We start from the raw sequence: 24,807 nt of genomic DNA, 5'->3' as shown, positions 1-24,807 counted from the left end.
CACTGTAGCCCATTCCCCTCACCCCAGCCCTCTCCCGGAGGGAGAGGGGGCCGACCGAGGTGTTTTGCGGGCTACATCGACCTGACAGACCGGGTCGATTATGGATTCGAGCGGTTTCAGGTCGAGTAGATTATGGATTCGGCACAGCACGTTAAGGTCGGCGTACCTCGCAAGCATCCCCCAATCAGTCCCCTCTCCCTCTGGGAGAGGGTTAGGGTGAGGGTTTTTTCAATCCTCAGAACGCCACAGATGTCTGCACATAAACCGTACGCGGTTCCCCCACATACTTGCCCTTGTTGTTGTCATCAAACGAACGCGTGAAGTACTGCGTATTGAAAATGTTCTTCACCCCCACCGCCACATTCAGATCCGACAACTGCGGCCCGAAGTCATACCCGGCGCGGCTGCTGAACAGCATGTAACCCGGGATCTTGCCGGTGCTGCCATCGGCACTTTCTTTCGAGGTGTTGGCGTTGTCGGCGAACTGATCGCTCTGGAAGCTGCTGTCCAGATTCAACTTCCAAGGGCCTTCGGTGTAACCCACGCCAATCGTGCCTTTGTGTTTCGAGGAGAATGGCACGCGATTGCCTTTGTTCGGTCCGTCTTCGCGGATGGTCGCGTCAACACAAGCGTAAGTGGCGTAGACATCAAAACCGGCCAGCGCCGGGCTCAAGTCATCCAGCGCGTAATTGATGCTGGTCTCGATCCCTTGATGACGGGTTTCGCCACGGGCGATCACCGAGTCGTTGGTCTGGTTACTTTCGTACTGATTGTCGAAGTTGATCAGGAACGCGCCGATCTCGGCCCGCAACGCTCCATTGTCATAGCGCGTGCCGAGTTCCCAGGTGCGCGCCTTCTCCGGTTTCACTTCACCGCTGGTTACGCGGTTGGGCATCTGGCTGTATTGCACACTGCCGAACGAGCCTTCGGTGTTGGCGTACAGGTTCCAGCTGTCAGTCAGGTGATAGAGCACGTTCAACGCCGGCAGCGCGGTGTTGTAGTCGCCCTTGTATTTGACGTTCGTCAGGTTGTTGGTCTGCTGCGATTCGATCATCTCGTAGCGCACGCCCGGGGTGATTGTCCATTTGCCGATGTCGATGCGGTCGTCAACGAAGAACGCATTGGCCTCGGTGCCGCCACGGGTGTCGCGGTCATTACGACTGCTGGTGGTCGGGTATTCGTTGCTGGCGATCGGCGTGCGATAGCGCAGTTCGTGGCCGGCCTCGTTGATGTAGCGATAGCCGACGCCGACTTCATGACTGGTCGGGCCGAGGTCGAAGCCTTGGGCGAAACGGGTTTCCAGACCGCGCACCCAATACTCGCGCGGCGACAGCGAAAGGAACGTGCCCTGATCGAGATAACCGCTGCGCAGGGTCTTGGTGAAGAAGGTATTGGCGGTGAATTCGCGGCGATCTTCCTGGTAGCGATAGCCGAAGTTGAACATCGTGCGACGGCCCCAGAACTGGTCTTTCGGCCGTGTCGACTGGTATGGGTCGGCGTCGTAATCAGCGACGTTCAAACCGCCGGGCATGTCGGCCTTGCCCTCGTAATACTGGGCCATGGCGTTGAAACTGTTGGCTTCGTCGAGCTGGTATTTGCCCTTGAGGATCAGGTCGTCGATTTCGGTGTCGCTGTGTTCACGCCAGTCACCACCGCGCGTGCCGGAGTAGAGCAACGCGCCGCCGAGACCATTGGCGTTGGTGCCGCCGGCCAGCAGGTTGGCGCTGGTCTTGAAGCCGTCGTGGCTCGACGATGGGCTGGTTTCCGTCTGGAAGCCGCCCTTGACCGTCGGCTCGTCGGGAATCGCCCGGGTCACGAAGTTGACCACGCCGCCGACGTTCTGCGGGCCGTAACGCACTGCGCCGCCGCCACGCACGACGTCCACGGCATCCATGTTGCCCATGCTGATCGGCGCGAACGACAACTGTGGTTGGCCATAAGGCGCGAATGGCACCGGGATGCCGTCCATCAACACCGTCGAGCGCGCGGCCAGGCGCGGATTTAACCCACGAATGCCGAAGTTCAGCGCCATGTCGTGGCTGCCGGTGCCGTTGTTTTCCGGGGCATTGACGCCGGGTATGCGGTTGAGCACATCACGTGCCTGCGTTGCGCCCTGACGTTCGAACTCTTCGCGACGGATCACATCACGGGCACCGGGATGTTCGAACACATTGATTTGCGCAGCGTCGCCGAGCCAGTCACCGACGACTTTCGAAGTGTCCAGTTCCAGCGCGGCATCCGCCACCGGTTGCAGGCTGAACGCATTGTTGCCCTCGGCGCGTGCTTGCAGACCGGTGCCTTCGAGCAGCGCATTCAGACCTTGCTCAGGCGTGTAGCTGCCCTCCAGACCTCGACTTTGCACGCCGCCGGTGACTTGCGATCCGAAAGAAATCAACACGCCCGCTTCACGGCCAAACTGGTTGAGGGCGTTCTCCAGCGACGACGGCGCGATGTGATAAGCCTTGGCATCGGCAGCCAGTGCTGCGGGCAGAGCGGCGAAGCTCAGACTGGCGCCGAGGACAAGATTGCGCAGGCTGCGGGCCAGTGGCGTGAGGCGGGTAGGGTGCATGGTGGATGATCCTGAGAAGGTTGAATCAAGGGGGCTTTCCTTCTCTGTCACGCCAGATCTGAAAAACGGCTCATTTATTTTTGAGTTTTTTAAACCCGCGCTTCGACGGTGACCCAGTAGCGGGTAAAGCGCTTCACTTTCACCGGCAAACTGATTTCCAGCAGATCGAGAATCCGCTCGCTGTCGTCCAGTGGATAAGTCCCGGAGATCAGCAGGTCGGCGACGTTCCTGTCGCAATTTAGCTGGCCGCGACGGTAGCGAGCCAGTTCATCGAGGAAGTCGCCCAGACGCATATGCGCGGCCACCAGCATGCCGTCGGCCCAGGCGCCGCTGTTGGCGTCCAAAGGCTTGGCTTCGGCGACTGAAGCAGAGGTAAAACTCAACTGACGCGCGAGCGGCAGCAGCATCGGCGCGCGTCCGTTGCTGCTCAGCTCGACCTGGCCTTCAAACAGCGCAACCTGGGTGCGATCGGCAAATTGCCGCACATTGAGGCGTGCGCCGTGAGTTTTCAGAGTGCCTTGGGCCGTGCGCACTTCGAACGATTGCGCGGCGGTCAGGAGGATTTCGCCTTCGAGCAAGCGGATCAGTCGCGCCGAGGTGTCGACATCCGCAGCACTGGCCGTGTTGAGTTGCAACTGATCGCCGGCACCGAGTGCCACCTTGCGCCGTTGCCCGATCGGGCTGCGGTAATCGGCGAAGAGCGACGGCAGCGGTGTGTGTTCGCGCATGCCCCAGGTCACCGCCGAACCGGCGCCAAGAATCAGCAACAGCTTCAGCGCCTGACGACGGCTGGCGGACTTCGGCCCGTTCAACGCTGCATGCGCCAGCGGCGAAGACACACCGCGCAAGCGCTGGTTGACCCGCTGAATATGCTCCCACGCGCGGCGGTGTTCGCTGTGCGCGTCCAGCCATTGTTGCCAGGCCTGTTGCTGACGCGGATTGAGCGTGCCTTGTTGCATTTCCAGCAACCAGTGCACCGCCTGCTCGGCAACCTGCGAGGAAAAATCCGGGGCGCGGTTCATAGGGCGAAGTAGCAGCGCATCGCCGCTTTGTTCAAGTGACGTTTGACCGTGGCCACAGAGATGTCGAGCTCAGCGGCGATCTGTGGATAAGTCAGGCCATCGACCTGCGCCAGCAAAAAGGCGCGTTTGACCTGACGCGGCAAACCGTCGAGCAACTGATCCAACTCCATCAGGGTTTGCAGGATGATCGCTTTGTCTTCTTCCGACGGTGCGAGCATTTCCGGCATCTGCGCCAAGGTATCGAGGTAAGCGCGTTCCAGATCCTGACGTCGGTAATGATTGAACAGAACCCGTTTGGCCAGGGTCGTCAGAAAGGCGCGCGGCTCGATGATCAGCGGCGGCTCGCGGGCGCTCAGCACCTTGATGAAGGTGTCCTGGGCCAGGTCCGCCGCGCTGTCCGGGCAGCCGAGTTTGCGCCGCAGCCAACCGGTGAGCCAGCTGTGATGGGCTTGATAGAGCGATTCGACGGAATGGGCGGCGGACAACGGGATTACTCCAGGCGTTTTCAGGACGCGGTAGAGAGTATGCGTTAGAGAACAAGAACTGTTCGCATTGTAGGGTGGAGCTACACTGTCCGGCAATCAGATGCTTTTGCGTATGAGAATATTTATCATTAATATTGCTCGCCTTGGGTTCGGCTTGTCGGCCGGACGGTTTTCGTTTCAGGGTCGAAACATGAAAGGCAAACTCGCCACACTCCCCATGTCCTATCGTCTGGCCGTTACCTCACGGGTACTGGCCGCGGTGTTTGGCGGCTATCTGGTCGCGGCGCTGGCCAGTGTCACCCTGACGCTGTGGCTGCCGTTGAGCCGCGCCGAAGCAGTGGTGACCGGCATGACCATTTCCTTTCTGGTCTATCTGGTGGCCGTGCTCTGGTGCTTCGCCTGTCGTACGGCGTGGTCGGCCTGGGTCGGTTTGCTGGTGCCAAGCGTTATTCTGGCGACCATCTCTGGCGCAGCACGTGGATTGGGCCTGGCATGAAAGAGGGTTTTCGTCAGGCGATGGCCTGGCTGCACACGTGGGCCGGACTGCTGTTCGGCTGGCTGTTGTTCGCGATTTTTCTGACCGGGACGCTGGCGTATTTCAAGGATGAAATCAGCCACTGGATGCAGCCGGAAATCCCCGCGCGATCGGTGAGTGCCGAGACGAGCCTGACGCTGGCCCAGGATTATCTGCAGCAACACGCGGCCGGCGCGTCACGCTGGCTGATCGATTTGCCCGATGCCCGGGATCCCGCCCTGAGCGTGCGTTGGCAGCCAGCACCGGCAAAACCGGGTGAGCGCGGCCGTTTCGAAGCGAAAACCCTTGATGCGCAAACCGGCGCCGAAGTGCAGGGCCGCGACAGCATGGGCGGCGAGTTCTTCTACCGTTTCCACTTCCAGCTGCAAATGCCTTATCCGTGGGGCCGTTGGCTATCGACAATCGCTGCGATGGTGATGTTCGTCGCGTTGATCACCGGGATCATCACCCACAAGAAAATCTTCAAGGACTTCTTCACCTTCCGCCCGCGCAAGGGCCAGCGTTCCTGGCTCGACGGGCATAACGCAGTGGGGGTGCTGGTGCTGCCGTTTCACTTGATGATCACTTACAGCAGCCTGGTGATCTTCATGTCGATGGTCATGCCGGCGAGCATCGTCGCGTCGTACGGCAATGACGTGCGCAAGTTCTATGACGAAGTTTTCCCGGCATCGAAAACACCGGAGCGCGCCGACATTGCGGCACCGCTGGCGGCCATGGCACCGCTGTTGAGCAAGGCCAGCGAGCAATGGTCGGGCGGCCACACGGCGCGCCTGTCGGTGAGCAATCCGGGCGATGCCAATGCCACGGTGGTGCTGTCCCGTGCTGGTGACCGTGTGGTGCATGATTTCGGCCGCGCCGTGACCTTCAACGGTGTGACCGGGCAGATGCTCGGCAGCACACCGGAGCAACCGCTGGCGATGGCGGTGGGGGGCGCGTTCTATGGTTTGCACATGGGCCACTTCGCCGGGCCGCTCTTGCGCTGGCTGTATTTCATTTGTGGGCTGGCCGGCACGGCGATGATCGGCACCGGGCTGGTGATCTGGCTGGGCAAGCGTCAGCTCAAACACGCCAAGAGCGGCGTGATGCCGTTCGAACTGCGGCTGGTGGAAGTACTGAACATCGCCAGCATGGCCGGGCTGGTGTCTGCGGTGGCGGTGTTCTTCCTGGCCAATCGTCTGTTGCCGGTGAGCCTTGCCGAACGCGCAGATTGGGAAGTGAATGCGTTCTTTATCGCTTGGGCTCTGAGTGTGCTGCACGCGCTACTGCGTCCGGGACCAAAGGCCTGGGTTGAGCAACTCACCCTGAGCGCCGCATTGTTTGTTGCGATGCCGCTGATCAATGCACTGACCACCCCTTGGAATCTCGCCGTCAGTCTGATGCAGGGTGATTGGGCGTTGGCCGGTTTTGATCTGACGTGCCTTGCAACCGGTGTGTTTCTGGCGTGGGCCGCGTGGAAAATGCAGCGTGCCGGCAGCACCGTCAGCGTTAAAAGACCTCCTCGCGAAAAGGCCCGGCCGATTACCCTTGAGCAAGGGGCGAACTGATGCTTTTGCCTTTGCTGCTCACCTACGCCGGATTCACCGCGTTGTGTCTGTCGATGCCTCGCCACCACGATGAATTGCTCGGCCATAAACCTTCGCCTCGACGCCGTCAGGGCTTGATGCTGGGGGGCTGGTTGCTGCTGGGTTTGTCGCTGTGGGCGGCGGTGACCTCCAACGGCTGGAGTTTCGGCCTGGTCGACTGGTTCGCCGTGCTGATGCTCAGCGCCCTGGCGTTGGTATTGCTGCTGCCGTATCGCCCGCGTTTCGCATTGGCACTGGCCGGTGTCAGTCTGCTGGCCAGCCCGGTCGCCGCATGGGCGCAGTGCTGAAGTGCTGATCGGTCTGCCACCGGAATCGCGCGACGACGAGCCGCGCGGGGCGCGTGCGCATTTTCTCCAGGTTTTTCTGTCCCAGCGTTCGCAGATGGAGGCGCTGGTGAACCGCCGCGTCGGTTGCCGGGCGACGGCGGCCGATCTGGTGCAGGATCTGTTTTTGCGTTTCTGGCGCCGGCCATTGGTGCAGGTAGAAGAACTCAGTACCTATCTGTTGCGTTGTGCTGGCAACATTGCCATCGACCATTTGCGCAGCGAAGGCACGCGCACGCGCGTCAACGAAGGCTGGCAGCCGGACGCGCCGGACAGCCACGGCAGCGAACCGCAAGCGGCGCTGGAAGCGGGCAATGATCTGCGCCATGTCGAAGCGGCGTTGCGCGCCTTGCCCGAGCGCACCCGGCAGATCTTTTTGCTCAATCGCATTCACGGCCGCAAGTATGCGGAAATCGCCAAAGCCATGGGCCTGTCCCAAAGTGCCGTGGAAAAACATATGATGCGCGCCCTCGAGGCCTGCAAGGCCAGCCTGCGCGAACCCGCGCCACGCCTGCCAGGGAAAGCACCGTGAACCGATCCGATTCGATCATCCCGACGCCCGCGCAAGAGCAGGCCGCGTTTGCGTGGCTGAGCCTGTTGCATGATCGGCCGAGTGCGGGCGATCAATTGACCTTCAGCCAATGGCTGCGGGCGGATCCGGCGCATGCCGAGGCCTATGCGCAGGCGCAGGTGGTCTGGGAACTGAGCGAAAGCCCGGCGCGCACGCTGGCCGATGAAGAGGCTTTGGCGTTGCAGGGCTTTCTCGATGCGATGGATCGCCCGCGCCGTCCGCAGCTTTTGCGTTGGTCGGGGGCGCTGGCGATGGCCGCGTGTCTGTTGCTGATGGTCAGCCTCGGCAGCGGGTGGCAGCCGCAACGCTGGATCGATGATCTGGGTGCCGATTATGTCTCGGCGCCCGGCGAGATCCGCACCGTGACCCTGACCGATCAGTCGCAAGTCACGCTGGATGCTGACAGCGCGATTGCCGTGGATTTCAGCCGTGGCGAGCGGCATGTTCAGCTGCGTCGTGGTGCCGGGTTTTTCACGGTTACGCACACCGGCGAGCCGTTTGTGGTCGAGGCCGAGAAAGGTCAGGCGCTAGTGCTCGGGACGCAGTTCGAAGTGCGACTGCAACCGCATGGTGCGCAGGTGACGGTGTTGTCCGGACGCGTCGGGGTGACGGCGGAGCGTGGTGGTGAACAACAGATTCTCACAGCCGGCCAGCAGGTTGCTTACGCTGACGGTGCGGCGGAGAAACTGCATGCCGTGGACAGCGAAGCGCAATTGGCCTGGCGTCAGGGCTGGCTGACGTATTACACGGCGACGCTGGCCGATGTGGTGGAGGATCTGCGCCGTTATTACCCGGGGCGGATCGTATTGCTCAACGATGAGCTGGCGGCGCGCAAGGTCAGTGGCAGTTTTCCGAGCAAGGATCCGCAAGCGGTGCTCAGTTCCCTGCAAGGGGTGTTGGGGTTTGAGCAGCATCAGGTGTTGGGGCATCTGATTATTTTGCGTTAGGGCTGATGGCCTCTTCGCGAGCAAGCTCGCTCCCACATTGGATCTGTGATCGACACAAACCCCCTGTGGGAGCGAGCTTGCTCGCGAAGGCATCAGACCCGACAACACGTCTGCAAAAATATTTTCAGATTTGTGGTGAGGTAAACCCGAGCCTCATCCGTGTAGTGACTGAAACTGCGAGTCATTCGCATCCGTTGCGGTTCTACACAGGTCATTGAGTCATGAAGTCCAGGGCAAAGTCGGGTTCGGTCAAACAGTGGTTAAGCGTGTCGGCATTGAGTTTTTCGGCATTGGCATTGCTGCCGATAAGCGTGTCTCTGGCCGCTGAAGCCGTCAGCAGCCAGGCGCAAAAGCAGTTCAATTTTTCCCTGGCCGCCAAACCGCTGCCGCAAGCCTTGAGCGACTTCAGCCGCGTCACCGGGCAGAGTGTGGTGTACACCGACGAAGCGCCGTACGGCCTCACCGCGCCGGCAGTCAATGGCCAGATGAGTGCCGAACATGCACTGCAACGCTTGCTCAGTGGCTCTGGCCTCAACTTCCGCCGCACCGATAGCCACACGCTGGCGCTGGAGCCAAAACCGACTGAAGGCGCGCTGAACCTCGGCGCCACCACCATCACCTCGATGCGCGATGAATCGATGAGTTATCAGCCACCGGAAACCAGTTCGGTGATGCGCTCTTCGGCCTCGCTTCAGGAAATCCCGCAGACCGTCAACGTCATCCCGGCCCAAGTCATCCGCGATCAGGCGCCACGCAATCTCGATGATGCACTGGCCAATGTCAGTGGCATCACCCAAGGCAACACCTTGGGCAGCACCCAGGATTCGGTGATGACCCGTGGCTTCGGCGACAACCGCAACGGCTCGATCATGCGCGACGGCATGCCGATCGTGCAGGGCCGCGGCATGAACGCCACGGTTGATCGGGTTGAAGTACTCAAAGGTCCGGCCTCGCTGCTCTACGGCATTCAAGACCCGGGCGGCGTGGTCAACATGGTCAGCAAGAAACCTGAACTGACACAATACAACGCCCTGACCTTGCGCGGTTCGACTTACGGTGACGGCAAGAACGGCAGCGGCGGCACCTTCGACAGCACCGGCCCGCTGGGTGATTCCGGGCTGGCCTACCGCATGGTGCTCGATCACGAAGACGAAGATTACTGGCGCAATTTCGGCACCCACCGTGAAACCCTGATTGCGCCGTCCCTAGCCTGGTTCGGCGAAAGCACCAAGCTGTTGTTCGCCTACGAGCACCGCGAATTTCTCACGCCGTTCGACCGTGGCACGCTGATCGATCCGCGCACCAATCATCCGCTGGACATCTCGCGCAAAGAGCGTCTCGATGAGCCGTTCAACAACATGGAAGGCCGCTCGGATCTGTATCACTTCGAAGCCGACCACGACCTCAACGACGACTGGAAAGCCCACTTCGGCTACAGCTGGAACCGCGAAACCTACGACGCCAGCCAGGTTCGCGTGACCGCTATCGACACCAACAAGGGCACGCTGACCCGCAGCATGGACGGCACCCAGAACGCGATCAGCACCGACCGTTTCACCACCGCCAGTCTCGAAGGCAAGGTCAACGTGCTGGGCATGCAGCATGATCTGGTGTTCGGCGTCGATGACGAGTACCGCAAGATCTACCGTGAGGACCTGATCCGGCAGAAAAGCCTGACCACCTTCAGTTACCTCAATCCGGTGTACGGTCGCGAAGTCGCCGGCACGACCGTCAGCGCTCCCGACAGCGCGCAGACCGATGAGCTACGCAGTGACTCGGTGTTCATGCAGGACTCGATTCACCTTAACGATCAGTGGATTCTGGTTGCTGGCGGGCGCTTCCAGGAGTACGACCAGTACGCCGGCAAAGGCGTGCCGTTCAAGGCCAACACTGACAGCAACGGCCAGAAGTTCGTCCCGCGCGCCGGTCTGGTGTATCGCTACACCGACGCCTTGTCGTTCTACGGCAGCTACACCGAATCGTTCAAACCCAACTCGACTATCGCCCCGCTGAGTGGCAGCAGCACTGTGCTCGACGGCAGCATCGCGCCGGAAGAAGCCAAGTCGTGGGAGCTGGGTGCGCGGCTGGACATGCCGGGGCGTGTCACCGGCAACATCGTCTTGTTCGACATCAAGAAACGCAACGTGCTGGTGGCCAACTCCGAAGGCCCGACGACCATTTACAGTGCGGCCGGTGAGGTGCGTTCGCGCGGTCTGGAAATGGACCTGACCGGTCAGTTGAGCGACCACTGGAGCATGATCGGCAGCTACGCCTACACCGATGCCGAAGTGACCGAAGACCCGGACTACAAAGGCAAGCGCCTGCAAAACGTGGCGAAGAATTCCGGCTCGTTGTCGGCGGTGTATGACTTCGGCAGCGTGATCGGCGGCGATCAATTGCGCGTCGGCGCGGGGGCGCGTTATGTCGGTGAACGTGCCGGTAATGCGGTGAATGATTTTGATCTGCCGAGCTACACCGTCGCCGATGCGTTTGCCACTTACGACACCAAAGTCGAGGGGCAGAAGGTCAAGTTTCAGCTCAATGTGAAGAACCTGTTTGATCGCACGTACTACACCTCGGCGGCGAGCCGGTTCTTTGTATCGATGGGGGATGCGCGGCAGGTTTCGCTGTCCAGCACTCTGGAGTTTTAAGGCAAGATCAAAAGCCCCTCACCCTAACCCTCTCCCGGAGGGAGAGGGGACTGACCGAGGTGTCTTGCACGATACGTCGACCTGAAATATCGAATCGATTATGGATTCAGAAAAGCACTTTCAGGTCGGTGAAAAGCTTGAGCATCCCCCGGTCGGCCCCCTCTCCCTCCGGGAGAGGGCTGGGGTGAGGGGAAAAGGGCTCAACGCAAAAACGCCTGCCGATACTCACCAGGCGTCCCACCCAAAACCTGCTTGAACCGATTAGTGAAATGACTCGCGCTGGCAAATCCGCACGCCAGCGCAATCTCGCCCAGCGGCAACGCCGTCCCGCGCAACAACTCCCGCGCCCGGCTCAAGCGCCGCGCCAGCACATACTGATGCGGCGGCAGGCCGAAACTCGTGCGAAACATCCGCGCAAAGTGGTATTCCGACAGGGCACACATCCCGGCCAGTTGTCCCAGGCTAATCGGCTCGGCCAACTGGCTGTCGATAAACTCCACCAACTGCCGACGCTGGTGTGGCGCCAGTCCGCCCTTCAAACGCGAACCCTGACGTGCGCCGACCTGACTGAGCAAAGTGTGGCTGATCAATTCATGGGCGAGGCTGCTGGTCAGCAAACGTTCGGCGGGCTCGTCCCAATTCAGCGTCAGCAACTGCCGAAAGCGCTGCGCCTGCTGCGGATCGTCGAGAAAGGTCTGCTCGCGCAACTGCATCTCTCGCGGTTCGCGATCAAGCAAGGTGACGCAACCGAGGGCGAATTGTTCAGCGCTGAAATACAGATGCGCCAAGCGAATATCGCCATTGATCACCCAGCCTGATTCGTGATCGGCCGGCAGGATGCACAGCTTGTCCGGCCCGCCCTTGTGGCCCGGTTGCCCGCGACGAAACGTGCCAGTGCCACCGGCAATGTAGCAAGACAGCGTGTGGTGACTCGGCGCTGCGTACTCCTGGGCATCGTGGTGATTGGTCCACAAAGCAGCAGACAAGCCGTCACCGAGCTCGGCGCTGTGCACCAGGCGTGCATTCGGCGAGCTGTTCAACGCTTGAAAGACTTGCAGGGTATCGATGGCGGCCATGAGCGGTTCTCTTCAACGCCTTGCATCCTACTCCGTAGACGCCGCGCTGCCAGCCTGCTGCCCGACAAAAGCGCAAGAATCTGCAAGCGCTCAAGGCGCGCGCGGGCAGACACTCAAGGCCTATCGAGGAGTGTGTGCCATGAACCTGTCGTTGTACTTGCTGACCGTGCTGATCTGGGGCACCACGTGGATTGCTCTGAAATGGCAACTGGGCGTGGTGGCGATTCCGGCGTCGATCGTCTATCGCTTCGGTCTTGCCGCACTGGTGCTGTTTGCGTTGTTGCTGCTCAGCCGGCGTCTGCAACCGATGAACCGTCGCGGGCATTTGATCTGCGTGGCTCAGGGTTTGTGTCTGTTCTGCGTCAACTTCATGTGCTTCCTGACCGCCAGTCAGTGGATCCCCAGTGGTCTGGTCGCGGTGGTGTTTTCTACCGCAACCCTGTGGAACGCGCTGAATGCGCGAGTGTTCTTCGGCCAGCGCATCGCGCGCAATGTTCTGATGGGTGGTGCATTGGGCCTGTTTGGCCTGGGCATGCTGTTCTGGCCGGAATTGGCCGGGCATCAGGCCAGCCCGCAAACCTTGCTCGGTCTCGGCCTGGCCTTGTGCGGCACCTTGTGTTTCTCGGCGGGCAACATGCTCTCGAGCCTGCAGCAGAAGGCCGGTCTCAAGCCGCTCACCACCAACGCCTGGGGCATGGCCTATGGCGCGGCGATGCTGTCGGTGTGGTGCCTGGTCAAGGGCATTCCATTCGGCATGGATTGGAGCCCGCGTTATGTCGGTGCGTTGCTGTATTTGGTGATCCCCGGTTCGGTCATTGGCTTCACCGCATATCTGACGCTGGTCGGGCGCATGGGCCCGGAGCGTGCGGCTTACTGCACAGTGCTGTTCCCGGTGGTAGCGCTGAACGTCTCGGCGTTTGCCGAAGGTTATCAATGGACGGCACCGGCTCTGGTCGGGCTGGTGTTAGTGATGCTGGGTAACGTGCTGGTGTTTCGTAAACCGAAAGCAGTTGCGGCGCCGGTGCAGGGAAAGTTGGCTTGAAATGAACGAGCGCTGAACGTCAGCGCTCGACCTTCAAGGTGATGTAAATCATTACCGGGAATATGAAGTCAACGATATGCCGTGCCCAGTCCTTGGCATTCCATGATTGCGAAGTGTCCATGTCAAACCATTCCACTCCAACTGTTTGCAGGCACACGTAATAAATGAAGATGGCTGCGAGTATGCCCATGATCGAAAACTTCTTCGCCTCGTGAAATGCTTCTGCGGAGGCGTTGATATTGCGATACAGCTGATAGGTGCCGATCAGGCACAACACTGTGTATGTAACTTCAAGGGTGATGATAAACCAGTAGATCCGGTGATGAATCATCGGCGATTCGATGGCCCGATACTTGATGGTTTCACTGGCAGTGGTGGTGTCCATGCTCAGGATGTGCGCCACGTAAGTGTAGTTTGAGTCATAGTCGGTAAAGTTGTGGATCATCACCAGCAGGCCAAAGAAACTGATGTAGGCCATCAATATAACTTTGCTGTATCGGATAAGTTTGTCGGTGGTCAGGGTGTTCAATGTTTTGGCTCTCCATAGCGCTTGTCGATTATTCGGCAGCCAGGCAGAGCTTATAATGCTGTTGTTTAAATTGGTTTGTTGTTCAATTTCAAGTTGTGTATGGCAATAACTAACGGGCAAGTGCGATGTTGCACTTGCCCGTACTTTTTTATCCGCGCCAGACTTGCGGGTTGACCAGATCCTGCGGACGTTCACCGAGCAAGGCGCTGCGCAGATTGGCCAGCGCACGATTGGCCATGGCTTCGCGGGTTTCATTCGTCGCCGAGCCGATGTGCGGCAGGGTCACGGCGTTACTCAATTGGAACAGCGGCGATTCGGCCAGCGGTTCTTTTTCGTAGACGTCGAGACCGGCGCCACGAATGCGCTTGTTTTGCAGTGCTTCGATCAGGGCCGGTTCATCGACGACCGGGCCACGTGAGATGTTCACCAGGATGGCGTCGGGTTTCATCAGCGCCAGTTCGCGATGGCTGATCAGGTGGCGGGTCTTGTCGCTGAGCGGCACCACCAGGCAGACGAAATCGGCCTCGGCGAGCAGTTGATCGAGGCTGCGAAATTGCGCGCCGAGTTCTTGCTCCAGGTCGGTCTTGCGGCTGTTGCCGCTGTAGATGATCGGCATGTTGAAGCCGAAGCGGCCACGGCGGGCGACGGCCGCGCCGATGTTACCCATGCCGACGATGCCGAGGGTTTTGCCGTGGACGTCGCAGCCGAACAGCGGGGCGCCGACGCTGGCTTGCCATTGCCCGGCCTTGGTCCAGGCATCGAGTTCGGCGACGCGGCGGGCGCTGCTCATGATCAGGGCGAAGGCGAGGTCGGCGGTGCTTTCTGTGAGCACATCCGGTGTGTTGGTGAGCATGATCCCGCGTTCGTTGAAGTAGTCGAGGTCGTAGTTGTCGTAGCCGACGGAGACGCTTGAAACCACTTCGAGTTTTGCGGCGTTTTCCAGTTGTGCGCGGCCGAGTTTGCGGCCGACGCCGATGAGGCCGTGGGCGTGGGGCAGTGCTTCATTGAATTGGGCGTTGATGTCGCCGGCTTTTGGGTTGGGGACGATGACGTCGAATTCCTGCTGGAGGCGTTCGATCATGGGCGGGGTGATGCGGCTGAAGGCCAGGACAGTTTTTTTCATCGTTTTTGGCTCTTGTTCGGGCTTGATACCAAGCACGCTAACATTTCTGGCTTGGGGTTGTCTTGGCGGCCTCTGGGCCGACCATGTTCTTGGGGTTTTGGGTGTATATCCGTTGCTGCGGGTGTTGCTGATTAGGGTTCCGCCCTTACGGCGGGTCACTTTTTCCAGACGCCGAAAAAGTAACCAAAAAGGCTTGCTCCTACGTGCGGCCCGCTCGCTGGGGCTCGGGGTTCCTTCGCTGCGGGATCGATCCGGGCGCAGCGCCTACGGTTTGCTTCGCTGCACCTCCTCTCGCTGTGTTTGGCTGCGCCAAACGGTCGCTGCGCTCCCACGCCCGGATCAATCCCTCCACTCAGCCTTCCGACGTCGCCCGTGGATCAAGATCAAGAGCAGGCGAGCTGACACTCGGCCTATTGAGTGGTGAAAAGCGTGGGGTGTTCGGCGTTTGATTTGTGTTCAACGCGGTATCGCACGTCGGCGTAACTCGTCCAAACACCTCGGTCAGTCCCCTCTCCCTCCGGGAGAGGGCTAGGGTGAGGGGCTTTTGATCTGATTCAAAATCTGAGTTCGACTCGGTATTTCACATCGGCGTAACTCTACCAAACCCCACGGTCAGTCCCCTCTCCCTCCGGGAGAGGGCTAGGGTGAGGGGCTTTTGATTTGATTCGAATCAGAGTTCGACTCGGTATTTCACGTCGGCGTAACTCTCCCAAACACCTCGATCAGTCCCCTCTCCCTCTGGGAGAGGGCTAGGGTGAGGGGCTTTTAGCTGTGTGCCGGAGATTGGGAAATTTCGTGGTTATCCAGCACGCGGTTCACGGCCAGTTCGGCGAGCATGATGATCTGCTGAATCGCCAGAATCGTCCGCCGTTGCGGCAGGTCGATGTAGGCGGCGATGTCGCTGGTCATGAGGCTGGCCTGGGCCAGTGATTCGCAGGCGTGAACCAGCAGGCTTTCGCTGTCCTGCTCTGGGGCGACCTGGAACATGGTGCTGGGTTTGTGGAAGCGCAGGGTGAGGGCGTTGGGTTTGAGGTAGTGGTCGAGGGCGCGTTCGGCGGCTTCGTGGAATTTCTTTGAGCCGGGGAATTCGTAGGGGGTGGTGTCGTCGGTTTCGGGCGGATTAGGCGTTGGTTTGAACATTGTGAAACTCCATTCGGGATGTGGAGTTCGTCACGTACTGCGACCAAGCAGTAGGGTGGCGAACTGTACGCGGGTTGGTCGACCAGGGAATGGAAACCCGGCAGGGCAAAAGCCCTCCCTCGCACAGTTCGCCATTAGGCAAGCTGAAAAGTGCGCCATTCTAAACCCGGACGACCAAGTCCGGTCGCTGATTCGTCAGCGACACCCAAATCCTAGCCACCGCACTTCCGACGGACAACCGTCAAAACCTGTCGGAAACATCCGCGAAATCACTGTTCTGTAGGAGCTGCCGTAGGCTGCGATCTGTTGATTTTTAAACATCAAGATCAAAAGATCGCAGCCTGCGGCAGCTCCTACAGAAGACGCATTGTGTTTAAAAATCAGTTGGCGACACGCGCGCCGGCGAGGCTGCCGCTGAGTTCGTAGGCGGCCAATTCGGCTTGATGCGCCGCGAGAATTTCCGGCAACGAGCCGCGCAAATACTCAACCCACGTCTTGATCTTCGCATCCAGATATTGCCGCGACGGGTAGATCGCATACAGGTTCAGCTCTTGCGAGCGGTAGTTCGGCATGACCCGCACCAGCGTGCCGTTGCGCAAGCCTTCAATCGCCGCATACACCGGCAACACGCCAACGCCCATGCCGCTTGTGATCGCGGTTTTCATCGCGTCGGCGGAGTTCACCAAAAATGGCGAGCTGTTGATGGTGACCATTTCCTGGCCTTCCGGGCCGTCGAACGCCCATTTTTCCAAAGGGATCACCGGGCTGACCAAGCGCAGGCAGGCATGGTTGAGCAGGTCGCTGGGCTTTTGCGCGGCACCGTTGGCTTTCACGTAGGCCGGCGAGGCGCAGACGATGCTGTAGGTGATGCCCAAGCGTTGCGAGACGAAGCCGGAATCCGGCAGTTCGCTGGCGAGCACGATGGACACGTCGTAGCCCTCGTCGAGCAGGTCCGGCACGCGGTTGGCCAGGGTCAGGTCGAAGGTCACGTCCGGGTGGGTCTTGCGGTAGCGGGCGATGGCGTCGATGACGAAGTGCTGGCCGATGCCGGTCATGGTGTGCACTTTCAATTGCCCGGCCGGGCGCGCGTGGGCGTCGCTGGCTTCGGCTTCGGCCTCTTCGACGTAGGCGAGGATCTGTTCGCAGCGCAGCAGGTAGCGCTTGCCCGCTTCGGTGAGGGCGATGCGCCGCGTGGTGCGGTTGAGCAAGCGGGTTTGCAGGTGGGCTTCCAGGTTGGAGACCGCGCGCGAGACGTTGGCGGTGGTGGTGTCGAGTTGCACGGCGGCGGCGGTGAAGCTGCCGGCTTCGGCCACGCAACTGAAGGCGCGCATGTTTTGCAAAGTGTCCATGGGGTGCTCTCAAGGGAGATGGCAAATTGTGACACGAAGTTTCAGGGGCGAGACCCCCGACCAAGGGATTATCTCGTTAACCGTAACAAAGATTCACAGAAATCCCAGCTTATCGCCGTTCGGGGCGCCCCCTAGAATTGCGCCGATCCAATGTAGGAGCTGCCGCAGGCTGCGATCTTTTGATTTTGTTTTAAGGGAATCAAGATCAACAGATCGCAGCCTGCGGCAGCTCCTACAGAAAACAAGCCCCGCCTTATCCTCTTTTCAGGAATTCGCAGCTGTGCCGCGTCGCATCAACAGAGCGCTTTTGCCGCTCAGTGTTCTGGCTTTTACCCTGGGTCTTGGCGGCTGCATCTCAACGGACGGAATCGCCCCACAGGGCAAGGCATTGGAGGCCAATTCACTGGCCACCGATGACGCCATCTCCCACGCCGCCCGTGACGCCAACTGGCCCACCGCGCAATGGTGGCAAGCCTACGGTGACCCGCAACTCAATCGCTGGATCGACCTCGCCGTGCAAGGCAGTCCGACCATGGCCATGGCCGCCGCGCGAGTGCGTCAAGCCAAAGCCATGGCCGGTGTTGCCGAGGCGGCTGAGTCATTGCAGATCAATGGCGAGTCGACACTCAAGCGGCACAACTGGCCGACCGATCAGTTCTACGGCCCCGGCGAGCTGGCCAACACCACCACTTGGGATAACAACGCGGCGCTGGGTTTCAGCTACGCGCTCGACCTCTGGGGCCGTGAAAGCAATGCCAGCGAGCGGGCGGTGGATCTGGCGCACATGAGCGCCGCCGAGGCGCGATTGGCGCAGCTGGAATTGCAGAACAACATTGTCCGCGCCTACATCGAACTGTCGCTGCATTACGCGCAACGCGACATCGTCGCGGCGACGCTCAAACAGCAGCAACAGATTCTCGACCTGGCGCAGAAGCGCTTGAACGGCGGGATCGGCACGCACTTCGAAGTCAGCCAAGCCGAAACGCCACTGCCGGAAACCCATCGTCAGCTCGATGCACTGGACGAAGAAATCGCCCTGAGTCGCAACCAGATCGCCGCGCTCGCCGGCAAAGGTCCGGGGGCGGGCGCACAGTTGCAGCGCCCGACATTGTCCCTCGGTGCTGCGCTGAAACTGCCATCGGCATTGCCCGCCGAATTGCTCGGCCAGCGGCCCGATGTGGTCGCCAGTCGCTGGCAAGTGGCGGCGCAGGCGCGCGGGATTGATGTCGCGCATGCCGGTTTTTATCCCAACGTCGATCTGGTCGGCAGCCTCGGTTACATGGCCACCGGCGGTGGCGCGCTGGAGTTTTTGACCGGCAAGAAACTCAACTACAACGTCGGCCCGGCGATCTCATTGCCAATCTTCGACGGTGGCCGATTGCGTGCCGAATTGGGCGAAGCTTCTGCCGGTTACGACATCGCCGTGGCGCATTACAACCAGACGCTGGTGAATGCGCTGAAGAATATTTCCGACCAGTTGATCCGCCGCGAGTCGATGGACAAGCAGCAAGGTTTTGCCGCCGAGTCGGTGGCCACGGCGCAGAAGACCTACGACATCGCGATGATCGCTTATCAGCGCGGCCTCACCGATTACCTCAACGTGCTCAATGCGCAGACGTTGCTGTTCAAGCAGCAGCAGGTGCAGCAGCAGGTGCAGGCGGCACGGTTGAGTGCGCATGCCGAGTTGGTGACTGCGTTGGGTGGTGGACTCGGGGCCGGCAACGATGTACCGACCGCCGAGAAAACCCAGGCCCCGAAAACCCCGGTTCTCCTGCGTTGAACACACAACTTGTGGGAGCGAGCTTGCTCGCGAAGAGGGCATGTCAGCCAGCACATTGGTTGACTGACTCACCGCATTCGCGAGCAAGCTCGCTCCCACAGGGTCCCGGTCCGTCCCGACTTTTCTGAGCAGAATTCATGACTCCTTTGCCCGCACCAATGCGCTGGCTCTACGCCCTGGAATGGCGCCGTGGTTTCTTCGACTGGGCGCGCAGCGATGGCGTGACCTGGGTCTACATCTTCAAGGTGTTGCTCGCCGCATTCCTGACCCTGTGGCTGGCCATGCGCCTGGAATTACCGCAACCGCGCACGGCAATGATCACCGTGTTCATCGTCATGCAGCCGCAGAGCGGCCAGGTGTTCGCGAAGAGTTTCTATCGCTTCCTCGGCACGCTGGCCGGGTCGGCGATGATGGTCACGCTGATTGCGTTATTTGCGCAGAACACTGAGCTGTTCCTCGGCTCGCTGGCGATCTGGGTCGGCATCTGCTCGGCCGGTGCCGCGCGTTGCCGTAACTTTCGCGCTTACGGTTTTGTCCTCGCCGGCTATACCGCGGCGATGGTTGGGCTGCCGGCGCTGGCGCACCCGGACGGCGCATTTATGGCGGCGGTGTGGCGGGTGCTGGAGATCTCGCTGGGGATTCTTTGCTCGACCCTGATCAGCGCCGCGATCCTGCCGCAAACCGCCAGCGCCGCGATGCGCAACGCCTTGTATCAGCGCTTCGGCGTGTTCGCGCTGTTCGTCACCGATGGCCTGCGCGGGCGCAGCAAAGCCGAAGCTTTCGAGGCGAGCAACGTGCGTTTCATTGCTGAAGCCGTGGGCCTTGAAGGCTTGCGCAGCGTGACCGTGTTCGAAGACCCGCACATGCGTCGGCGCAACGGTCGACTGAGTCGCTTGAACAGCGAATTCATGGGCATCACCACGCGCTTCAACGCGCTGCATCAGTTGCTCGAACGCCTGCGCGGCAATGGCGAAGAACATGTGGTTGCGGCGATCAAACCCGGTTTGCAGGATCTCGCCGAAGTGCTCGACGGCTTCAGCGGTCGGGCCCTGACCAGCCCCGACGCCGCCCGTTTGGCGACAGCGCTGGCGACCTACAAGGAAGGGCTGCCGGCACGTGTGCGCAGCCTGCGCGGGATCTTCCAGGAGAGCGAACCGAGCGACGCCGAGCAACTGGATTTCCACACCGCGTACGAACTGCTTTATCGCTTCGTCGATGACCTGCACAGTTATGCCCAGACCCACGCCTCATTGGCCGATCACCGCCATGAACGCGAGCGCTGGGACGAACCGTTCACCCCGCAAACCAACTGGTGGGCTGCTGCGGCTTCGGGGATTCGCGCCTCGTTCATCCTCATCGTGCTGGGCAGTTACTGGGTCGCGACCGCGTGGCCAAGTGGCGCGACGATGACACTGATCGCCGCCGCCACCGTGGGCCTCTCGGCGGCCACGCCGAACCCGAAACGCATGGCATTCCAAATGGCTTGCGGTACCTTCCTCGGCGCGCTGATCGGCTTCGTCGAGATGTTTTTCATCTTCCCGTGGATCGATGGTTTTCCGCTGCTGTGCGTGATGCTCGCGCCAGTCATCGTGCTCGGTTCGTTCCTCACGTCGCGGCCGCAATACGCCGGTGTCGGCCTCGGTTTGCTGATCTTTTTTAGCACGGGATCGGTGCCGGACAACCTGACCATTTACAACCCGTACACCTTCATCAACGACTACATCGCCATGGTCATGGGCATGCTGGTCTGCGCGGCGGCGGGGGCGATTATTCTGCCGCCGAACAGTCGCTGGTTGTGGAAACGCCTGGAGCAGGATCTGCGCGGGCAGGTGGTCTACGCGATCAGCGGCAAACTGAAAGGCCTGGCGTCGAGCTTCGAGAGCCGTACCCGCGATCTGCTGCATCAGGCTTACGGTTTGGCGGCTGGGGAGCCGAAGGTGCAAAAGAATCTGCTGCGCTGGATGTTTGTGGTGCTGGAAGTCGGCCACGCGATCATCGAGTTGCGCAAGGAACAGGCGATCCTGCCGGTGCACCCGGCCTATGCCGAGTCGCAGCCGTGGCGCCAGGCGATCCGCGTGATGGGTCGGGCGCTGGTGCGCCTGTTCTTGCAGCCGAACTCGAGCAATCTCGAACGCGCGCTGGTGGCGGTCGATCATGCGATCAGTCGCGTGGCGGCGACCGATGAACCGTTCGCGCCGCATTTCGACACCTCCGCGTTGCGCCGGGTGAAAAGCTATCTGCACTTCATCCGCACCTCGCTGCTCGACCCGCAATCACCGCTTGCTGCCTACGCCATCGCCAAGCCCGAAGGACTTGCCCATGCCTCGTGAAATCGCCTTCCACGGCGTGTACATGCCGACCATGACCCTGATGTTTTTCATTGCTGCGGCGCTGGCCTGGGCGGTGGACCGTTTCTTGTCCGGGTTTGATCTGTACCGTTTTTTCTGGCACCCGGCGCTGATGCGTCTGAGTCTGTTTACCTGTCTGTTCGGCGCCATGGCGCTGACTGTCTACCGTTGAGAACGTCACGATGAAAAAGTTTTTCAGCCTGCTCGCGACCCTGTTGGTGCTGGCCCTGGCGCTGTGGATCGGCCGCACGCTGTGGGAGCACTACATGAACACGCCGTGGACCCGCGACGGTCGCGTGCGTGCCGACATCATCAATGTCGCCGCCGACGTTACCGGTGAAGTGATCGACGTGCCGGTGCGTGACAACCAACTGGTGAAGAAGGGCGATTTGCTCATGCAGATCGACCCCGAGCATTACCGCATCGCAGTGAAACAGGCGCAGTCGCTGGTTGCCTCGCGCAAGTCGACGTGGGAGATGCGCAAGGTCAACGCCCACCGTCGCGCCGATCTCGACAACCTGGTGATCTCCAAGGAAAACCGCGACGACGCCAGCAACATCGCCGACGCCGCACTCGCCGATTACCAACACGCTCAGGCGCAACTGGAAGCCGCCGAACTCAACCTCAAACGCACCGAAGTGCGCGCAGCAGTCGACGGGTACGTCACCAACCTCAATGTGCATCGCGGTGACTACGCGCGCATCGGCGAGGCGAAAATGGCCGTGGTCGACATGAATTCGTTCTGGGTTTACGGCTTCTTCGAAGAGACCAAACTGCCCCACGTGAAAGTCGGCGACAAGGCCGACATGCAGTTGATGAGCGGCGAAGTGCTCAAGGGGCATGTGGAAAGCATTTCTCGCGGCATCTACGACCGCGACAACCCGGAAAGCCGCGAACTGATTGCCGATGTGAATCCGACGTTCAACTGGGTGCGTTTGGCGCAACGGGTGCCGGTGCGGATTCACATTGATGAAGTGCCGGAAGGTGTTCTGTTGGCGGCTGGGATTACTTGTACGGTGGTAGTCAAGCAGAGCGCTGTGGATAGCTGATGGACCGAGTCGTCTGCATCGCGAGCAGGCTCCCTCCTACAGTGGCTCTGTGTCACGCAGAAGATCCACTGTAGGAGCGAGCCTGCTCGCGATCGGGGTTATCGGTAGAACGTTTTGACCACCCGCAGTCCGGACTCGATGGTCTCATCGACGGTTAACCGTTTGTCTTCAATGAGGGTGACAATCCGCTGGTCATTGGCAATGTTTGCGTCAGGTTTTTTCAACTGAGCGGCGCGATTGATCACGATGTAAATCAATACATGATCACGGTTCCTGATGAATGGCAGGTCCATGGCATCGCCGATCGACTGACTCATGTAGGCATAACGCTCGGCGGACGTCAGACCCTTGAAGGTATCCGGATAATCCTGATAGATCTGGGCGGAGTAGCGGGCGACGTCCTCTGCCCGTTCTTCGGCGTCCAAGGCAGCCTTGCTGGCGACCTGGGGGACGAGCTCGTTGTAGCGTTTGTCGGCCTCGGCAATTTGCGCCGCAGACATCCGGGTTTTGAGTGTGGCACCGATGCGGGCGTCCTCTGCGTCGGTGAGGAATTTGCTCCACGCGTATGCTTCGGCCAGATTGCCCTGTTCTTCGTACTGCTTGATCAGTTGCTTCCGGGCATCGGGATAACCGTGTTGCGAGGAGCGCAGCAGCCAACGCATGGCAAGTGCGGCATCTTTCTTCGCCCCGAGAGTGCCGGAACTGTACATATCGTACATGCCGTACTCCGCGCACCAGTCATTTTGCTTTGCCGCATAAGCTGTGTAGTTGAAGACCTGGTCTTTGTTTTTGCTCAGGTCGCCGGACTGCATCACCATTCTGGACAGGTAGCAAAACGCCCGAGGGTGTTTCGGCGCTGCCATGACCAGGCAAGTTTGAGCGACATCGCGTGATCCGTCTTCGAACATCAGCAAACCTGTGCCAAACAAAATGTCGCTGTCCATCTGCGGATTGCAGTATTCGTTTGCGGTGACGGCTGGCAAGAGCGCTTGCGCGGTCAATTTCGGCAGGGTGTCGTTGAGGGGCACTTCTTGAGTCGAACAGCCTGCCAGCCATGCGAGCAATGCCACAGGCAATACGTTGAGAACTTTCAAAAGTTGGTCCTGATCTGAAGTGAAGCGAACGCAGGGCGGCGTCAGGCAGGCAAACAAAGCAGCGACGTTTCCGCAAAGAAAGGCCGGGGGAGGGGGATATCAGTGTTCAGCAATTCCCTTGCTTCGGTGCGTGCGCCAGCGATTCCATACGCTATCCGGTTCACTTGAAGCATTGGCTGCTTCAAGTGCGGCGCATTCTACTTTGATCGGTCGATTTGGCAATTTCATCCAGATAAATCAGAGCCGCCCGCGCAAACCGAAGCGCTTCATTAACGTCGACTCCAGCAACCCCTTGGGCAACAACGCCGCCAGCAACGGCAACGCGCGGCTGCCGTTGCCGATGCGGATCAAGCGTGGCGGTTTGTTCTGCTGCACAGCCTTCAACAGTTCAGCAGCAAACTCACTGGCCGGCGTCGGCTTGTCCTGCGACGCCTTGGCCCGCGCGCGAATACCCTCACGCAGCGGAAACCACGGCGATTGTTCATTGATCAATTGCTCGGCTTCATGCCCGGCATTTTTGGCAAAACTCGATTGAATCGCCCCCGGCTGCACTTCCATCACGCGAATACCGAACGGTGCCAGCTCCATGCGCAAGGCATCGCTCAACGCATGCACTGCCGCTTTCGATGCGCAATAGGCACCGGCGAACGGCGTGACCAGAACCCCTGAAACACTGCCGATATTCACCACCAGACCCTTGGCCCGGCGCAGCACCGGGAACAGCGCGCGCGTGACCCCGACAATCGAAAACACGTTGGTCTCGAACTGGCGTTGCATCGCCGGCACGCCGCCGTCGAGCAGAGGCCCCATGGCGCCATACCCTGCATTGTTGATGAGAACATCGAGGCCGCCGTGTTGCTGGTTGATCCGTTCGCCAAGCTGCTCCAGCGCCACATTGTCATTGACGTCGAGTTGCACGGCGGTGAACCCGGCTGTCGCCAGCAATGCGACATCTTCAGCCTTGCGCGCACTGGCCCAGACTTCGTAACCGGCGGCTTTGAACGCATCGGCGAGGGCGCGGCCGATGCCGCTGGAACAACCGGTAATCAACGCAACGGGCATGGCGCTTTCCTTGTGCAAAAAATCGGGGGAGGGGATCAGTCGGAGAAGCTACCCTGCAGTCGCTCGGCGCGAAACTCCAGGGTTTGCGGACGATAACCGGGGCGTAGCGGCGGCATTGGCAGGCAGTCTTCCCAGTCGCCGCCGGCCTGCAGTTCACCCGGGCCGCGATAGCGTGGCGCGGTGTATTGGTTGTCGGCCAGATTGACCGTGTCACCCGGTGCATAGGCTGCAATGCGCCAGCGCAGCTCGGTCAGGGGCACGTCGTTGCCGTTTTTCATTTTCAGTTGCAGCGGACGATCGGCCGGACATTGTTCCGGGGCATAGCTGATACGCATCTCAAGGCGCGCCAGTTGCTTGATCTCGCGGTTGTCCAGCCAGACCACCCACATGGCCACCAGACCCAGCCCGATAGCCGCGGCCACCGACACCGGCACAGCCTTGGCCGGGTAGCGCAGCAGCAGGACAAGCCAGGTGATGATCAGCAAGACGCCGATGAACATGTTGGAACACTCCTTGAGTTCGTGAGCAC

Annotated in this window: 22 protein-coding genes; 11 read left to right on the top strand and 11 right to left on the bottom strand. The window is 60.3% G+C overall.

Annotation, left to right across the window (positions count from 1 at the left end; genetic code table 11):
* Positions 1–235: 235 nt before the first annotated feature.
* From fecA to HUW52_RS26560, 3 genes are all read right to left on the bottom strand, one after another.
* On the bottom strand, positions 236–2,569 hold the full coding sequence (fecA, locus tag HUW52_RS26570; protein WP_175555310.1) for a TonB-dependent Fe(3+) dicitrate receptor FecA: 2,334 nt from the start codon (positions 2,567–2,569) through the stop codon (positions 236–238).
* An 89-nt stretch (positions 2,570–2,658) separates the two neighbouring features.
* Positions 2,659–3,591: a DUF4880 domain-containing protein gene (locus HUW52_RS26565; protein WP_175555309.1), complete on the bottom strand. Its 933-nt coding sequence runs from the start codon at positions 3,589–3,591 to the stop codon at positions 2,659–2,661.
* Positions 3,588–4,076, bottom strand: a complete 489-nt coding sequence (locus tag HUW52_RS26560; protein ID WP_016986987.1) for a sigma-70 family RNA polymerase sigma factor — start codon at positions 4,074–4,076, stop codon at positions 3,588–3,590. Before HUW52_RS26560 ends, HUW52_RS26565 begins: the two co-directional genes overlap by 4 nt.
* 190 nt (positions 4,077–4,266) lie before the next feature.
* On the opposite strand from HUW52_RS26560, the gene HUW52_RS26555 reads away from it, so the two are divergent.
* From HUW52_RS26555 to HUW52_RS26530, 6 genes are all read left to right on the top strand, one after another.
* Positions 4,267–4,572 carry a DUF3649 domain-containing protein gene (locus tag HUW52_RS26555; protein WP_016986986.1) on the top strand — a complete coding sequence of 102 codons (306 nt, stop codon included), beginning with the start codon at positions 4,267–4,269 and terminating at the stop codon, positions 4,570–4,572.
* Positions 4,569–6,155, top strand: coding sequence for a PepSY domain-containing protein (locus HUW52_RS26550; RefSeq protein WP_175555308.1), 1,587 nt, complete (start codon positions 4,569–4,571; stop codon positions 6,153–6,155). Before HUW52_RS26555 ends, HUW52_RS26550 begins: the two co-directional genes overlap by 4 nt.
* Positions 6,155–6,481, top strand: a complete 327-nt coding sequence (locus HUW52_RS26545) for a DUF3325 domain-containing protein (protein ID WP_175555307.1) — start codon at positions 6,155–6,157, stop codon at positions 6,479–6,481. Before HUW52_RS26550 ends, HUW52_RS26545 begins: the two co-directional genes overlap by 1 nt.
* Before the next feature lies 1 nt (position 6,482).
* Entirely contained in the window at positions 6,483–7,049 is a 567-nt protein-coding gene (locus HUW52_RS26540) for an RNA polymerase sigma factor (protein ID WP_016986983.1), read from the top strand.
* On the top strand, positions 7,046–8,035 hold the full coding sequence (locus HUW52_RS26535; RefSeq protein WP_175555306.1) for a FecR family protein: 990 nt from the start codon (positions 7,046–7,048) through the stop codon (positions 8,033–8,035). The genes HUW52_RS26540 and HUW52_RS26535 overlap by 4 nt, the downstream gene beginning before the upstream one ends.
* A gap of 221 nt (positions 8,036–8,256) precedes the next feature.
* Complete coding sequence (locus HUW52_RS26530; protein ID WP_175555305.1) at positions 8,257–10,686, top strand: TonB-dependent receptor; 2,430 nt, start codon at positions 8,257–8,259, stop codon at positions 10,684–10,686.
* Positions 10,687–10,886: 200 nt separating this feature from the next.
* On the opposite strand, the gene HUW52_RS26525 is transcribed toward HUW52_RS26530, so the two are convergent.
* Positions 10,887–11,762: an AraC family transcriptional regulator gene (locus tag HUW52_RS26525; RefSeq protein ID WP_175555304.1), complete on the bottom strand. Its 876-nt coding sequence runs from the start codon at positions 11,760–11,762 to the stop codon at positions 10,887–10,889.
* A 139-nt stretch (positions 11,763–11,901) separates the two neighbouring features.
* Here HUW52_RS26525 and HUW52_RS26520 point away from each other — a divergent pair, with 139 nt between their 5' ends.
* Entirely contained in the window at positions 11,902–12,804 is a 903-nt protein-coding gene (locus tag HUW52_RS26520; RefSeq protein WP_016982845.1) for a DMT family transporter, read from the top strand.
* A gap of 19 nt (positions 12,805–12,823) precedes the next feature.
* Here the strand turns inward: HUW52_RS26520 and HUW52_RS26515 are convergent, their stop codons facing one another.
* The 4 genes from HUW52_RS26515 to HUW52_RS26500 form a co-directional block, all read right to left on the bottom strand.
* Entirely contained in the window at positions 12,824–13,333 is a 510-nt protein-coding gene (locus tag HUW52_RS26515) for a DUF2165 family protein (RefSeq protein ID WP_122605946.1), read from the bottom strand.
* 148 nt (positions 13,334–13,481) lie between these two features.
* Entirely contained in the window at positions 13,482–14,456 is a 975-nt protein-coding gene (locus tag HUW52_RS26510) for a D-glycerate dehydrogenase (RefSeq protein ID WP_175555303.1), read from the bottom strand.
* A gap of 765 nt (positions 14,457–15,221) precedes the next feature.
* Positions 15,222–15,596 carry a DUF6124 family protein gene (locus HUW52_RS26505; protein ID WP_093436220.1) on the bottom strand — a complete coding sequence of 125 codons (375 nt, stop codon included), beginning with the start codon at positions 15,594–15,596 and terminating at the stop codon, positions 15,222–15,224.
* 380 nt (positions 15,597–15,976) lie between these two features.
* Complete coding sequence (locus tag HUW52_RS26500) at positions 15,977–16,945, bottom strand: LysR family transcriptional regulator (protein WP_007914118.1); 969 nt, start codon at positions 16,943–16,945, stop codon at positions 15,977–15,979.
* 280 nt (positions 16,946–17,225) lie between these two features.
* Between HUW52_RS26500 and HUW52_RS26495 the strand changes: the two genes are divergently transcribed.
* The 4 genes from HUW52_RS26495 to HUW52_RS26480 all read left to right on the top strand — a co-directional run bounded on the left by HUW52_RS26495 (position 17,226) and on the right by HUW52_RS26480 (position 22,122).
* Positions 17,226–18,725, top strand: a complete 1,500-nt coding sequence (locus HUW52_RS26495; RefSeq protein ID WP_175555302.1) for an efflux transporter outer membrane subunit — start codon at positions 17,226–17,228, stop codon at positions 18,723–18,725.
* Between the two features lie 137 nt (positions 18,726–18,862).
* A complete protein-coding gene (locus HUW52_RS26490) occupies positions 18,863–21,055 on the top strand; it encodes an FUSC family protein (RefSeq protein WP_175555301.1) in 2,193 nt (730 codons plus the stop codon).
* The gene (locus tag HUW52_RS26485) at positions 21,045–21,245 is read left to right on the top strand and encodes a DUF1656 domain-containing protein (RefSeq protein ID WP_175555300.1); all 201 of its coding nucleotides are present in this window, start codon (positions 21,045–21,047) and stop codon (positions 21,243–21,245) included. The genes HUW52_RS26490 and HUW52_RS26485 overlap by 11 nt, the downstream gene beginning before the upstream one ends.
* Positions 21,246–21,255: 10 nt before the next feature.
* A complete protein-coding gene (locus HUW52_RS26480; protein WP_016985195.1) occupies positions 21,256–22,122 on the top strand; it encodes an HlyD family secretion protein in 867 nt (288 codons plus the stop codon).
* Positions 22,123–22,220: 98 nt separating this feature from the next.
* On the opposite strand, the gene HUW52_RS26475 is transcribed toward HUW52_RS26480, so the two are convergent.
* The 3 genes from HUW52_RS26475 to HUW52_RS26465 form a co-directional block, all read right to left on the bottom strand.
* Positions 22,221–23,216: a sel1 repeat family protein gene (locus HUW52_RS26475; RefSeq protein ID WP_016985194.1), complete on the bottom strand. Its 996-nt coding sequence runs from the start codon at positions 23,214–23,216 to the stop codon at positions 22,221–22,223.
* A 237-nt stretch (positions 23,217–23,453) separates the two neighbouring features.
* Positions 23,454–24,278, bottom strand: a complete 825-nt coding sequence (locus tag HUW52_RS26470; protein WP_175555299.1) for an SDR family oxidoreductase — start codon at positions 24,276–24,278, stop codon at positions 23,454–23,456.
* 35 nt (positions 24,279–24,313) lie between these two features.
* Positions 24,314–24,778, bottom strand: a complete 465-nt coding sequence (locus HUW52_RS26465; protein WP_016985192.1) for a hypothetical protein — start codon at positions 24,776–24,778, stop codon at positions 24,314–24,316.
* Positions 24,779–24,807: the final 29 nt, after the last annotated feature.

Source organism: Pseudomonas sp. 43A (genome assembly GCF_013363935.1).
Lineage (GTDB): Bacteria > Pseudomonadota > Gammaproteobacteria > Pseudomonadales > Pseudomonadaceae > Aquipseudomonas > Aquipseudomonas crudilactis.
Note: the sequence above shows the minus strand (reverse complement) of the source record. Positions and strands in the feature narration are given on the sequence as shown.